16 protein-coding genes are annotated in these 13,801 nt (G+C 34.3%); 9 read left to right on the plus strand and 7 right to left on the minus strand.

The genetic code is table 11. The features are described 5' to 3' along the window. Positions 1–50: 50 nt before the first annotated feature. The 3 genes from ACZZZA_RS13600 to ACZZZA_RS13610 all read right to left on the minus strand — a co-directional run bounded on the left by ACZZZA_RS13600 (position 51) and on the right by ACZZZA_RS13610 (position 3,054). A complete protein-coding gene (locus tag ACZZZA_RS13600; RefSeq protein WP_463432602.1) occupies positions 51–1,127 on the minus strand; it encodes an SDR family oxidoreductase in 1,077 nt (358 codons plus the stop codon). A 135-nt stretch (positions 1,128–1,262) separates the two neighbouring features. Then, on the minus strand, positions 1,263–1,844 hold the full coding sequence (locus ACZZZA_RS13605) for a Crp/Fnr family transcriptional regulator (RefSeq protein ID WP_463432604.1): 582 nt from the start codon (positions 1,842–1,844) through the stop codon (positions 1,263–1,265). 148 nt (positions 1,845–1,992) lie between these two features. Further along, positions 1,993–3,054: an NADH:flavin oxidoreductase gene (locus tag ACZZZA_RS13610; protein WP_463432606.1), complete on the minus strand. Its 1,062-nt coding sequence runs from the start codon at positions 3,052–3,054 to the stop codon at positions 1,993–1,995. 157 nt (positions 3,055–3,211) lie between these two features. On the opposite strand from ACZZZA_RS13610, the gene ACZZZA_RS13615 reads away from it, so the two are divergent. Beyond that, entirely contained in the window at positions 3,212–3,559 is a 348-nt protein-coding gene (locus ACZZZA_RS13615) for a winged helix-turn-helix transcriptional regulator (RefSeq protein ID WP_463432608.1), read from the plus strand. A gap of 181 nt (positions 3,560–3,740) precedes the next feature. Here ACZZZA_RS13615 and ACZZZA_RS13620 read toward each other — a convergent pair whose 3' ends face one another. The 4 genes from ACZZZA_RS13620 to ACZZZA_RS13635 form a co-directional block, all read right to left on the minus strand. Continuing rightward, positions 3,741–4,490, minus strand: a complete 750-nt coding sequence (locus ACZZZA_RS13620) for an NUDIX hydrolase (RefSeq protein ID WP_463432610.1) — start codon at positions 4,488–4,490, stop codon at positions 3,741–3,743. 120 nt (positions 4,491–4,610) lie between these two features. Then, the gene (locus tag ACZZZA_RS13625; RefSeq protein WP_463432612.1) at positions 4,611–5,615 is read right to left on the minus strand and encodes an SDR family NAD(P)-dependent oxidoreductase; all 1,005 of its coding nucleotides are present in this window, start codon (positions 5,613–5,615) and stop codon (positions 4,611–4,613) included. A 186-nt stretch (positions 5,616–5,801) separates the two neighbouring features. Beyond that, a complete protein-coding gene (locus ACZZZA_RS13630; RefSeq protein ID WP_463432614.1) occupies positions 5,802–6,188 on the minus strand; it encodes a 2-dehydro-3-deoxyphosphooctonate aldolase in 387 nt (128 codons plus the stop codon). A gap of 28 nt (positions 6,189–6,216) precedes the next feature. Further along, the gene (locus tag ACZZZA_RS13635) at positions 6,217–6,924 is read right to left on the minus strand and encodes a DUF2071 domain-containing protein (protein ID WP_463432616.1); all 708 of its coding nucleotides are present in this window, start codon (positions 6,922–6,924) and stop codon (positions 6,217–6,219) included. Positions 6,925–7,399: 475 nt separating this feature from the next. Between ACZZZA_RS13635 and ACZZZA_RS13640 the strand changes: the two genes are divergently transcribed. The 8 genes from ACZZZA_RS13640 (at position 7,400) to ACZZZA_RS13675 (ending at position 13,757) form a co-directional block, all read left to right on the plus strand. After that, positions 7,400–8,239: an SDR family NAD(P)-dependent oxidoreductase gene (locus ACZZZA_RS13640; RefSeq protein WP_463432618.1), complete on the plus strand. Its 840-nt coding sequence runs from the start codon at positions 7,400–7,402 to the stop codon at positions 8,237–8,239. Positions 8,240–8,287: 48 nt separating this feature from the next. Beyond that, on the plus strand, positions 8,288–9,202 hold the full coding sequence (locus tag ACZZZA_RS13645; RefSeq protein ID WP_463432619.1) for a helix-turn-helix domain-containing protein: 915 nt from the start codon (positions 8,288–8,290) through the stop codon (positions 9,200–9,202). A gap of 48 nt (positions 9,203–9,250) precedes the next feature. Then, complete coding sequence (locus tag ACZZZA_RS13650) at positions 9,251–10,129, plus strand: helix-turn-helix domain-containing protein (RefSeq protein ID WP_463432620.1); 879 nt, start codon at positions 9,251–9,253, stop codon at positions 10,127–10,129. 85 nt (positions 10,130–10,214) lie between these two features. Then, positions 10,215–10,811, plus strand: a complete 597-nt coding sequence (locus ACZZZA_RS13655; RefSeq protein ID WP_463432622.1) for a sugar O-acetyltransferase — start codon at positions 10,215–10,217, stop codon at positions 10,809–10,811. A gap of 84 nt (positions 10,812–10,895) precedes the next feature. After that, on the plus strand, positions 10,896–11,279 hold the full coding sequence (locus tag ACZZZA_RS13660; RefSeq protein ID WP_463432624.1) for a cyclophilin-like fold protein: 384 nt from the start codon (positions 10,896–10,898) through the stop codon (positions 11,277–11,279). 95 nt (positions 11,280–11,374) lie between these two features. Then, the gene (locus tag ACZZZA_RS13665; RefSeq protein WP_463432626.1) at positions 11,375–11,791 is read left to right on the plus strand and encodes a cupin domain-containing protein; all 417 of its coding nucleotides are present in this window, start codon (positions 11,375–11,377) and stop codon (positions 11,789–11,791) included. 11 nt (positions 11,792–11,802) lie between these two features. After that, positions 11,803–12,849 carry an alpha/beta hydrolase gene (locus ACZZZA_RS13670; RefSeq protein ID WP_463432627.1) on the plus strand — a complete coding sequence of 349 codons (1,047 nt, stop codon included), beginning with the start codon at positions 11,803–11,805 and terminating at the stop codon, positions 12,847–12,849. Between the two features lie 404 nt (positions 12,850–13,253). Continuing rightward, positions 13,254–13,757: a hypothetical protein gene (locus tag ACZZZA_RS13675; RefSeq protein ID WP_463432628.1), complete on the plus strand. Its 504-nt coding sequence runs from the start codon at positions 13,254–13,256 to the stop codon at positions 13,755–13,757. Positions 13,758–13,801 lie beyond the last annotated feature (44 nt).

Consider the following 13,801-nt stretch of genomic DNA (forward strand, 5'->3'; position numbering starts at 1 on the left):
ATCAATCAAAAAAAAGAGCTGCCTAAAACAACTCTTTTTAAGTTAAATATTTAAGGAATGATTTTTTCTTCTTTTAATTTTTCAAATAAATCAATAAAGGATTTTTCTGTGTTTTGATATTCCAAAAACCCTGCTTGTCTGCTGTTCGACATGTCTGTCATTACTTCGAGCGGTCTTCCCAAATCCAGATCTGTATGCCAAGCTGATGATAATCGGTTTAATTTCTCTTCTTTCAGCCCATACTTCTGAACAATTTTTTTCCAGATTTCTTCATCGTTCTGCATTTCTTTTTCGAGAGGTTTTATTTCTTTGTCAAAGCCTATAGCCTCAATACCAAACCAATCTGCCAATCTGTACCAGAGCCATTGCCATCGAAAAATATCTCCATTTGTGATATTAAATGCTTTGTTTTTTGCAGATTCAGTTGTTGCTGCCCAAATCAATTGTTTTGCTAAAACTCTAGCATCTGTGACATCAGAAATACCGTTCCACTGTGCAGCAGATCCCGGCCAGATAAATTTTCTGCCTGTTTCTTTACAAATACTTGCGTAAACTGCCAAAGTGGTTCCCATATTCATTGCGTTACCAACTGCATAACCAATCACGGTGTGCGGACGGTGAATACTCCATGTAAAATCATCTCTTTCTGAAGCACTATAAACCTCATCTTCCTGAGCATAATAAAAATTGGGCAATGGAAGTCTGGGCTGCTCTTCTCGTAAAGGAGTTTCGGGAAGTTTTCCTTCTTTTGCATACGTTTCGAATGGTCCCAAATAGTGTTTTAATCCGGTTACCAAAGCAACATGCTGAACTGATTTTTTCGGAGATAAAACATTTAGCAAATTTCTTACTAGTGCACTGTTAACCCGAATATTTTCTTCTTCTGTATCATTTCTCATCCAGGTTGTAAAAAAAACATGAGTCGGAGATATTTTTTCTAATGCAGCTTTCAAGCTTTCTATATCTAAAAGATCAGCTTTAATTGAAATTAATCCGTGAATGTTATCGTTTGTATTTCTGGATATTCCGTAAGTTATCCAGCCCTGAGCTATTAATTCGTTCACCAGATTGCTTCCTGTAATTCCGGTAGCTCCAACGACCAATGCTATATTTTGATTATTTTCCATATTGTAAAATTTCTCTTACAAAATTAGGAAGGAGAAAATCTAAAACGCTTGATCTATATCATGAGTTTAAATGATTCAGGGCAATCCAAAATCAGACACATGAGTTTTGAACTTTTTAATTAATCACTTTTTAATTCAGCCTTTCAACAAGATTTTCTTACGAATTCTACTCACTGTTTCAGGGGCTAAACCTAAATAAGAAGCGATGAGATTATGGGGAACCCTTTTTACAATTTCAGGATTGCTCTGCGCCAGCTGCAGATATTTTTCTTCGGCTGAATAACTGTTTGAAACTAATAATCTGTAATCTTTCGTTACAAGACTATTCTGATATAAAATTCTGAAATAACGATTCATTACAGGAATTTTCATCATTAAATTTTCATAATCTTCGTAGGTAATCATCAGCAATTCTGTGTCCTCAACAGCCTCAATATGCAATACTGCAGGTTCCTGATTGATAAAACTTTTAAAATCTGAGATCCACCATCCTTCCAATGCAAACATGTTGATATTCTCACCTCCTTTTTTATCTGCAAAATAAGATTTCAACAAACCTTTGGAGACAAAAGAGAGATATTGGCAAACATCTCCTTCTTCTAATAAAAACTGTTTTTTTCTAAGTTTTTTTATAGTGAAAAAAGACTGGAGACCAAATTTTTCCTCTTCAGTAAGATTTATTTTATTCTGAATATGGAGAAATAAGATATCAAACATGATAAAAATATTTTACAAAACTAAGGTAATACAAAAAATGAGAAATATATTCAAATTTATGATCTGAATAAGTATCCATCAAATTTAAACCGGAATTAAAAAAGCAGTTTCAAAACGAAACTGCTTTTACTAACTATTAAAATCAAAATTAATACAAAACGCCCAGACTTTCTGCTGAAAAATCAGAAATTTTCTCTGTACTTCCGTCTTTTATTTTTCTTACCCATTGGTGATCTGCCAGTAATGCTCGTCCTACAGCCACCAAATCAAAATCCTGACGCTCAAATCTGCGCATTAATTCTGTAAGATCAGATTTTTCACTTCCTTCACCGGCAAATGCACCCATAAAATCACCTTTTAAACCAACTGAACCAACTGTAATCGTTGGCTGACCTGTAATTTTTTTTGCCCAACCAGCAAAATTTAAGTCAGAACCTTCAAATTCTGGTTCCCAGAAACGACGCTGCGAACAATGAAATATATCCACACCTGCTTCCTTCAAAGGTAACAGCCATTCTTCCATTTCAGAGGGTGTATTCGCAAGTCTGCTTTTGTAATCCTGCTGCTTCCATTGAGAAAGACGGATAATAATAGTGAAATCTTCACCTACGGCGGCTCTGATTGCCTTAATTACATCTACAGCAAAACGGCTTCTTTCCTGAATATTTTTTCCGCCGTATTCATCTGTTCTCGTATTGGTAACTTCCCAGAAAAACTGATCAATCAGATATCCGTGAGCTCCATGAATTTCAAGACAATCAAATCCTAAATCTTTGGCAGACTTTGCAGAGGCAGCAAATTGAGCAATGGTATCCTGAATATCTTCTAAAGTCATTGTAGAAGCTTTTTCCATCGGGATTTCAGGATAAGACTCTGAACTTCTTGTGTCACCTACATGCCAAATCTGAGGTCCCATTTTACCTCCGTTATGATGTACGGCATCAATTACATTTTTCCATCCACCCAAAGCTTCAGTTCCATAAAAATCCGGAATGTTTTGAATGTTTTTTGAAGCAGGACGATTGATGACGGTACCTTCAGACAAAATCAAACCCACATCTGATGCTGCTCTTCTTGCATAATAATCTACTATATTCTCTGTAGGAACTCCATTATCAGATTGTGCTCTGGTCATGGGTGCCATTACCAATCTGTTTTTAAGGTTCAGATTTTTATAAGTAAACGGAGTGAATAATGTGTCTATATTCATTTTTTTAAATTATTTTAATGTTTAAATTCTTAATTGTTACACAAAGTAACTAATAATAGTTTACTTTTGTATCACCGGATTAAAAAACATATCAGCAAGTCAAAAAATACTGGTAACTTAGCAGTAACTAATGCCAGTAACCTAAAAGTAACCAATTATGAGACAACAGAAGATTAAGCACTGCAGTTGCCCGCTTGGTAAGGCAATGTCGACATTGGGTAGTAAATGGAAGCCCATTATTATTTTGGTCATTAAAAACAGGACATTAAGATTCGGGGAGATTGCTGCAAGAATTTCTGTAATATCGCGAAAAGTTCTTACAGATCAATTGAGAGAAATGGAAGAAGATAGTTTATTAACCCGTGAAGAATTCAAAGAATTGCCACCGAGAGTGGAGTACAGACTTACAGAAAAAGGACTTGCATTATTGCCTATCCTCGGCTTACTAGAAGAATGGGAAAATGATTTTGAATTGAAAGAAAAAAAATTAGAAGTAACCGTTTAACTTACTCTATACAAATTTTAATAAAATCATTCACTAGATTCTGAATTAAGTTTTGAACTTATTTGAATTAATTAAACAATAAAATATTATAATCAAAAAGAATCACAAAAGTTTTTCATTTGTGATTCTTTTTTCTGACTCAATGGAATCGGAATATCTCTTTTCTTTTCTAAATTCAGACTTACCAGTTATTCAATCCGTTTTCAAGAGCTTTTTTATAATTTTCTTCGTTGAAAGTGTATAAGTCTGGAGATTTGTGAGCTCCACCGCGACGCTGTTCATCAAGTTTTGTAAGAATTTCCAGATTTTTAATTTTTCTGTAAAAATTTCCCCTGTTCAGTTCTTTTCCTAAAATTGTTTCGTAAAGTTTTTGTAATTCTGAAAGAGTGAATTTTTCAGGTAAAAGATTATAACCAATAGGTTTATAAGCAATTCTTTCTCTCAAAGTCATCAAAGCTTTTTCAATAATCTCTCGATGATCCATTGCCAGTTCTATCTCCGGAAGCTGACTTAGATAAATCCATTCAGATTTATCACTGAACTCATCAACAATAAGATTGGCGTTATCCGGATTGTACAAAGCGTAGTATCCGATAGATACAAAACGCTGCTTGTGCCAAAGTGTATCATCAAAATCTTCAAAGTAAAACTCGCTTCTTTGATTTTTGCCGAAAACAGCAAACTCTTCAAGATAAACATCTGAAATTCCCACTCTTTCTTTCAAAACTCTTTTTGCTGCATCATCTACATCTTCATCTTTCTGCACATAACCACCAGGCAAAAGCCATTGTTTCCGATAAGTCATTTGTACAAGAAGAACTTTCAGCTCATTTTTATCAAAACCAAAAATTACCGTGTCAGTGGAAATGTGAGGAAGAAATAAATGTTTAAGTTCTTCAGATTTTTGTAAAAATTGTTGTTGTGAATCCATAAATGTTTGTGAATACCTGAGATCACAAATTTAATATTAAAAATTAAGAAATTATTAAAAATCAGTTTACAATCGAGTTTTGTAAAAAAAAGATCAGGAAAACTACTTGATTAAAATTTTTCAGATCTCTCTATTTTCAGATTTTCTGGAAGTGAAAAACATATACGCTAATCCTAATGTAACTCCTGCCACCATTGCCAATTTTGTTTTTTTGCTTGGAACAGGAAGAATCGTTTCACCATAAATCTGGTGAGGTTCAGATGAGGGATTCAGAATATTTCCTGAAGTTGGTTCGCCATTTTTCAGTTTCATCATCAGTCGCATTCCTGCGGAAGCTGTATTGATGACAGCTTTTGGGAATACACCATATACTGTTTTGAATGCTCTTGATGTAAAGTCGGGGAAAAGATCTTTTTTCGGATCCTTGGCAAGCTGTACAATTTTTGCAGCTGTATCACGAGGATCGGCTGCAAATGGAGGAACTTTAAAATCAAGACCAGAATACTTTGCAGAATGTGCATTTCCTGTTGAACGTTGAATTTGCGGGTAAATATTGGCAATGTGAATGTCTGTAAAATCTGAAATTTCACCCTGAAGACATTCCATCATTCCACGAATCCCAAATTTGGTAGATGAGTACACTGCGCTGTATGGTGCAGGCATAAATCCTCCGATGGACACGTTATTGATAAGAATTCCCGCATTTTGTTCCTTGAAAACCGGAAGCACGCTGTATGCACCATGCATATATCCGAAAAGATTGGTTTTGATAACCTGCTCGTGAAGTGACATCGGGATTTCTTCAAATTTTCCGCTTGCCATAACGCCTGCATTGTTTACCCAGATGTCGATTCTTCCAAATTCTAATATTGATTTTTTAACAAGATTGTCTACATCTTCAGCGATCGATACATCAGTAGGAACAGCAATAGCTTTCACTTCAAGTTCGTTGCAAAGATGTAAAGTTTCGTCTAAAGCTTGTTGTCCTCGTGCTGCAATTACGATATTACAGCCTTCCAGAGCAAATGCTTCTACAGTTGCTTTTCCTACTCCGCTACTTCCGCCGGTTACCACAACAGTTTTACCGCGAAGGCTTCTTTTTTCTAAAATGTTTTCTGATTTCATATCGTGATGATTTTGATTGAATGGGGTTGATGCCTGTAACCTATCTATTTTTACACCAAAGGGATATGAATGAGAATTTATTTTGAGAAATTATTTCACAGAATGATATAATCTTTAGTTCTAAAAAGAAAATTCCGCAAAGTTTTTAGCATTGCGGAATTATTTTTCCATTGATAAAGAATTCAATTAATTCATCTTAAATCCAAGCGGAGCCTGTAATTTTGCTTTGTCATACATATTCAGATAAATAATTACCGTATCTTTTTTGCCTTCATACGTTACCGCATACTTATCGAGAAGGCCCATTCCGAAAGGGCTGTTTTTAGATTTAAATTCGCAGCAGCTTCCACGTCTGTCAAAAGAAACTTTTTCGCCATTGGGACCTGTGAGAGAATTCAGATATTCTCTTTCATTGATAGGGCCATTTCCAACACCTCCAACCTTAACAGGATTTTTTTCTGTGAATCCATAGGTAGAATCTGTAGAAACCTCGGTAGTATTTTCAGTCATAGTTTTTGCTGTTCCGCATGATATTGCGATCATTAGCAGTGAGCTTAAAATTAGTTTTTTCATGGTTTTAAATGTTAATTTTTATGGTATTTTATTTATTTGTTTCAATATTCCATTCATGCTCGATATTGTTCATCAGTAAAGCATTATCAAATTTCACTGATCCTTTTGGAAATATGTTCTCATCTTCAAAAAAACTGGATTGTACATTGGAAACATAAAGCGGTTTAACTTCCCAATCATACACAGTAAGCCGAAGTCCTTCGAATTGTTCCTTGTTTGGAGAATATCCCAAATCACCTTTTTCAAAAAAATCAGATGCTTTTTCTAAAGTTTCAAAAATTGATTTTTTATTAAACAATTCCGTTTTGCGAGCATCAATCGAAATCTCCGTATTATCCGAACTTCTAAAATTGATATGATGATTTCCGTCCTGTTCATCTACATTAAATGTAGCCAGATAATGTTTTCCCGGGAAAATTTTCCCACCTACAAAAGCATTCAAATGGGAAGAAGTATCTCTTCTGGGAATATAAACTCCTGATTTTATTTTACCGTTCTCGTCCCATTCAACAGCAATTCTGTGTGCTCCGTTTTCAGAACTAATACCGATGAAATCAGGAAAACCTTTAGGTTTGATATTTTTTAGCCGAATTAGACAAATGCCTACAATTGCTTTACCCTTGTAAATCTTAGGACGAAAAGGGTAGGGTAGAATTTTTTCAACATCTTTGGGCTCAGCCGTAAAATTGATCAAAATTCTACGGTCGATATATCCGTGGATAACAGGAATTTTCATAGTCAAAACGTTTAACTATAAAGACGAATAAGCAGGCCTATTACTTTACATCAACAAAAACAATTATAAAAAAAAATGATTTTCTAGACAACCAAAGTGTTTTCTTTGTAATTGTATGTAATAAAATCGCTTTCTTTTTTTACAGTTTTGTGACAGTCTTTACATCAATTATTTTAAAATTTTTGCTATTGTAAATCTTCATTGTAATCGTAGTTCATCTAGAACTATTCTTTCTGCACTTTCAAAGAAATAAACTTTTATCTGATTTTTTTAAGAATAAAAATAATAAATAAATCACGATGAATTGATAAATAGATGTTAATATTTTAATAATTTTTAAGTAAGCCGGAATTGATAATTAAACATTTAGAATAAACCTTTGTTTTGGCTACAACAATCTTTGATTCGGTCACAATTTCTATTTCTACATTTCCCAACTTTGCATTGTAATCATTAATCAATCAAAACAATTAAAATGGAAACAAAAAAAGTATGGTTCGTGACAGGAGCGTCAAAAGGTTTAGGTTTAACTTTAGTAAAAAGATTATTGGCAGAAGGACATTCTGTGGCGGCAACATCCAGAAAAATTTCAGATCTTCAAAAAGCCATCAGTGAAGAAAACAGTCAGTTTCTTCCGCTTGAAGTTGATTTAGTGAATGAAAACTCTGTAGAAACTGCAGTTTCTGCAACGATACAAAAATTCGGAAAATTAGATGTAATAGTGAATAATGCAGGGTATGGGCAATTAGGAACTCTTGAGGAATTGACTGACCAAGAAAGCCGTCAGAATTTTGACGCAAATGTTTTCGGTTCACTGAATGTGATCAGAAAATCGATGCCTTATTTAAGAAAACAAAATAGCGGATTTATCATTAACATCGCTTCTATTGGCGGATTGACGGGAGATTTTGCAGGATGGGGTGTTTATTGTGCAACCAAGTTTGCTGTTGTAGGTTTTACAGAAGCTTTGGCAGCAGAAATCAAAGAATTCGGAATCAATGCAACGGTAGTCTATCCCGGATATTTCAGAACAGACTTTCTTACCGGCGGATCACTTCGCACACCAAAAAATGAAATTGATTCTTATACGGTAGCAAGACAACTTCAGGCTGCTCACGAAGACGATATCAACGGAAATCAGCCGGGTGATCCTGAAAAAGCAGCTTTGGCATTGATAGAACTTGCAGCAATGGAAAACCCACCGGTACATTTAGTTTTAGGCTCTGATGCGTTTCAAATTGCAGGGAATAAATTGAATGCCCTACAAAATGAAATTTCTGACTTTAAAACGCTAAGTACATCTACAGATTATTAAATTTGTAAAGGCAACAGTTTCTTGCTGTTGCCTTTAATTTTTAAAGTTATGAATAACAGAAAATTATACACCATCAATACAATCTCTGAATTACATAAAATTTCAGGATTGCCAAAACCACAGCATCCGTTAATCAGCCTTGTAGATTACGGTTTGGTAGAATACCAGATTGATGAGCCTGAAATCAGCTGGATTCAGGATCTCTATTTCATGGGTTTTAAAAGAAATATTCAGGGGAAACTTCACTATGGGCAGAGTCAGTACGATTTTGATGAAGGCTTAATGTGCTTTATTGCACCAAGGCAGGTAGTAAAAATGGTGATCAGTAAATATGATGTAAAACCATCCGGATTTTTGCTCGCTTTTCACCCTGATTTTATCTGGAATACACCCTTGGCAAAAACCATTCACAAGTACAAATTTTTCGGATATGATGTGAATGAAGCTTTATTTTTATCTGAAAAAGAAGAGGAAACTTTGATCTCACTTTTTAAAGGCATTGAAAAGGAATATCAATCAGGAATTGATCAGTTTACTCAGAATATCATCATCTCACAAATCGAAGTTATACTCAATTACTGCGAGCGTTTTTATCAAAGACAGTTTATTACAAGAAAAAAAGGGAATCACCAGATTTTAGAGAAAGTAGAAGTTATTTTGGAAGAATATTTCTCCAATCTCGTTGTAAGTAAAGGTCTTCCAACCGCTCAGTTTATTGCTGAAAAATTAAATATTTCTACCAATTATTTAGGAAGTTTATTAAAATCCTTAACCGGACAAACCACGCAGCAGCACATCCACGGAAAACTGATTGAAAAAGCAAAAGAAAAACTGTCAACAACTGCTCTTTCTGTGAGTGAGATTGCTTACGAACTCGGTTTTGAACATTCTCAGTCTTTCAGCAAATTATTTAAATCAAAAACTGAAATTTCTCCATTAGAATTTCGAAAGTCATTTAATTAATCTGCAATTTCAACACAAATAGAAGTTTGAATTTCTTAACTTTGCAAAATGAAAGAAAAGGTCGTAAGAGTTTTATCTGAGTTTAATAGTCAATTGAAACTTCAGGGTTTTAAGGCATTTCAAATTGAAGATGACAGCAAAGAAACACGTACCTACAGCAGAAAGGAGTTTTATAAAATCTGTCTTACAACAGGGAAAAGTAAAATTCATTATTCTGATAAAACGTACGAACAGGAAGGGACAATTCTATTTTTCGGAAATCCTCATATTCCTTATTCCTGGGAAACTATTTCGACAACTTATGTAGGTTATACCATTCTTTTCTCTGCAGAATTTTTTAAAAACTCTGAGCGTTCTGAGAGTCTGCAACAATCGTCATTTTTTAAGATTGGCGGAACTCCTGTTTTGAAAATTACTGAGAAGCAACGTGATTTTCTCAATACTATTTTTCAGAAAATGATTGCGGAACAGGAAAGCGATTATCTGTATAAAGATGAGCTGATTAGAAACTACATCAGTCTCATTATTCATGAATCTCTAAAGATGGAGCCTTCTGAAAATTTTGAGCAAAGTAAAAATGCATCTTCCAGATTATCATCCGTTTTTCTGGAATTACTGGAAAGACAATTTCCGATTGAAACCACACAAAATCCGCTTCAACTGAGAACTGCACAACATTATGCCCAACATTTGAATGTACATATCAATTATCTGAATCGAGCTGTAAAAGAAGTGACTGGAAAATCTACAACTTCACATATTACAGAGCGAATAATTACAGAGGCGAAAGCATTGTTGCAGCATACAGACTGGAGTATTTCGGAAATTGCTTATGCACTCGGGTTTGATTATCCTACTTATTTCAATAACTTTTTTAAAAAAATTACGGGTACCAATCCAAAATCATTTCGCTTGACAGAAGTTTGAATTTCTTAACCTTTGGTTTGATATTCGTTACTGCCTAGTCTTGAGGTCATACTATCTTTGTAATTGATTATAAAATCAATTCAAGATGTCAAATTCAAATTATATTTCCATACCTGATCAACCTCAAAAAGACATTTTTGAGCGATTGCTGAATGGCGAAACGGTACTTCCTGACGATGCACAAATCAGTCGATTACAAGAAGAAGCGGTCGCAATCAAAGAATTACTTATAAAGATGAATCATTCTTCAGATCCTGACGAGGTTTCGAAATTGCTGAGCATCATTTTAGACAAGGAAATTCACAATGTTTCCGTTTTCACACCGCTTTATATCAACTGCGGAAAGCACATCAACATCGGCAAAAATGTCTTTATCAACTTCGACTGTACATTTCTGGCATTGGGTGGAATTACCATCGAAGATGATGTTTTGATTGGTCCGAAAGTGAGTCTCATCACTGAAAATCATCCATTAAATCCGCACCAAAGAAAAGGAATAACCGGCAAATCAATTCACATTAAAAAAAATGCATGGATCGGAGCCAATGCCACCATTTTGCCAGGAGTTACCATAGGCGAAAATGCACTGGTTGCCGCTGGAGCGGTCGTTTCAAAAGACGTTCCGGACAATACGGTTGTAGGTGGAATTCCGGCAAAAATTATCAAAGAGATTGAATTTTAAAACATCATCATTATGAAAATTATCTGTGTTTTTTTCTTGAGTTTAATGTGTTTCCATCTTTGTGCCTGTAGTAAAAACGACGAAATGGAACACCCCGAAAATCAAACAACTATGAGCTTTTCAAAAATGAAAATAACAATCGGAACGGCTGTTTTTACAGCAACACTTTACGATAATTCAACAGCCAAGGTATTCAAAGCAATGCTTCCACTCACCATCAATATGAGTGACCTGAACGCCAATGAAAAATTCTACTATTTCCCGACAACATTCCCTACGAATTCTTCAAGTTTGGGAAATATTCAGTCGGGAGATCTGATGCTGTATGGTAACAATTGTCTGGTTCTGTTTTATGAAAGTTTCGATACTTCTTACACCTATTCCAAAATAGGAAAAATTGATAATGTTTCGGGACTGGCAACAGCTTTGGGAACGGGAAATGTAACGGTAAAATTTGAAAATAATTAAATGAATATACAATGAAAAATAATTTTAAAAAAACACTGCTGTTTGCATTTGTATTAACAGCAATCACATCGTGTAACAATAAAAATCAAGAAAATATGAAAACAGATCAAAACGAGTTAAATGCTATTTTTCCAAAAGGTGAAAAAGGCTCAAACGACTTATTTACAGGAAATGTTTATAATATTGGTTTGGTGGATAGCGATTCGGTTTTTACCACGGCGGTTGGAAATGTGTATTTTGAACCTGGAGCAAGAAGCAATTGGCACAGTCATCCTGCAGGACAGATTCTGATTATCACTGACGGTATTGGTTATCATCAGATCGAAGGAAAACCCATTGAAATCCTTAAAAAAGGAAGCATTGTAAAATGTCCGCCAAATATTCGTCATTGGCACGGAGCAAGTGCTGATGTAGGTTTACAACAATTATATATCGTTCCCAACACCGAAAAGGGAATTGTGAATTGGGACGAAGCGCTGACAGATCAGGAATATTCATTTGATAAAAAATAATCGAAAACATCATGAAAAAATTATTGGCAACTGCAATGTTGTTTCTAGTGATAGGACAATCATTTGCACAAAATGTAAAATCAAATTCAAAAACAATGAACACCTCAGAAAATTATAAATTTAAATTAAGCGATAAAGTTTTCCGACAAAAAGTAAGCTTTAAAAACCGCTACGGCATTACACTTTCTGGTGATTTATATCTTCCGAAAAATGCAGGAACTGAAAAATTATCGGCATTGGCAATCAGCGAACCTTTCGGAGCTGTGAAAGAGCAGTCTTCCGGATTGTATGCCAATCAAATGGCAGAACGAGGTTTTGCAGTAATTGCATTCGACCCATCTTATACAGGTGAAAGTGGAGGAGAACCGAGAAATTTGGCTTCACCGGAAATCAATACCGAAGATTTTAGTGCAGCAGTAGATTTTTTAGGGCTTCAAAAAAATGTGGATCGAAATAAAATTGGGATCATCGGAATTTGTGGATTTGGAGGTTTTGCATTGAACGCAACTGCCATTGATAAACGTGTAAAAGCTGTTGCCACAACAAGCTTATACGATATGACGAGAGTGATGTCAAAAGGTTATAATGATGCAACAACTTTGGAACAACGTACAAAAACATTGGAAGCTTTAGGACAACAACGCTGGAAAGATGCCGAGAACGGAAAACCTGAAAATGGTTCAAGAAACTTACCCGAAAAACTGAGTGGCGATGAACCTCAGTTTGTAAAAGAATATTTCGATTATTACAGAACGCCTCGTGGTTTTCATCCGAATTCTGTGAATTCTAACGGAGCCTGGTTGATGACCAATCCTTTATCATTCATGAATATGCCAATTTTGACATACGTAAAAGAAATTTCTCCAAGACCAATGCTTTTGATTGCAGGTGAAAATGCACATTCAAGATATTTTAGTGAAGATATTATTAAAGTCGCCAATGAGCCGAAAGAATTAGTGATTATTCCAAATGCTGTTCATGTGGATTTGTATGATAAAATTGATGTAATTCCTTTTAATAAATTAGAAGAATTTTTTAAAAAGAATTTGCATCAATAATTTTATTGTCAAATTATTTATAGTAAAAAAATATGAATTGAAAATGTTAATATGCATCTCAGGTACAGTGAACCCATGATTTTTAGAAAAAATCTCAAATGCAGAAAAAAACACTATTTAACATAATATAAATTATAGGACTTTTTGAAAACTTATTAATCTAGGTTTTGTAAGCTCTGATTTTTGTATAAACTCTTATTTAACATTATTAATTTTTTGATCAGCAGTAAATCTGTTCAGATAAATATCATCCATCAAAAGCTCAGCGAATAGAAAATGAAAATTATATAATTAAGAAGCAATAAAATTTAATATAAAGTAAAATTTGAAAAGCAAAATAATTTGTACATTCACGTTATTCTATTAAACTAGAATTGCTAAACATAACAGAGAATATTTATATTATGAAAAAATACATTTTATTAGGTTCGCTATCACTTATTTTGATGAACTGTAACAAAAAAGTTGAAACCCAAACGCCTGTGACCGATTCGGATACGACTGCAGATACCACAAAAACTGTGATCGACACTTTAGGACCAAAATCTTACTGTTATTTGGGAGTAACCGGAAAAGACAGTGTTTTCGTAAGTGTAGATGACAATCTGGGTACGGTAACCGGAAAAATGATGTATAAAAACAGTGAAAAAGACAGCTCTAAAGGCGATTTAACCGGCTTTAAATCTGGTGATACCCTGAAATTAACCTATGAGTTTGCTTCAGAAGGAACAACCAGTAAGAGAGATATTTTCTTTATTCAGAAAAACGGAAATTTAATTGAAGGTATTGGTAATCAAAAAGATGATAATGGTCAAATGAAATATGCTGATGAATCTAAAATTACTTATAAAGATGACCAAAAGCTAGAAACTGCAGACTGCAATGTCATCGCAAAAGCTTTGAAATAATATTTTTTAAACATAAAATGCAACTTGAAAGAGTTGCATTTTTT

The sequence above is a fragment of the Chryseobacterium sp. AC405b genome (genome assembly GCF_979258685.1).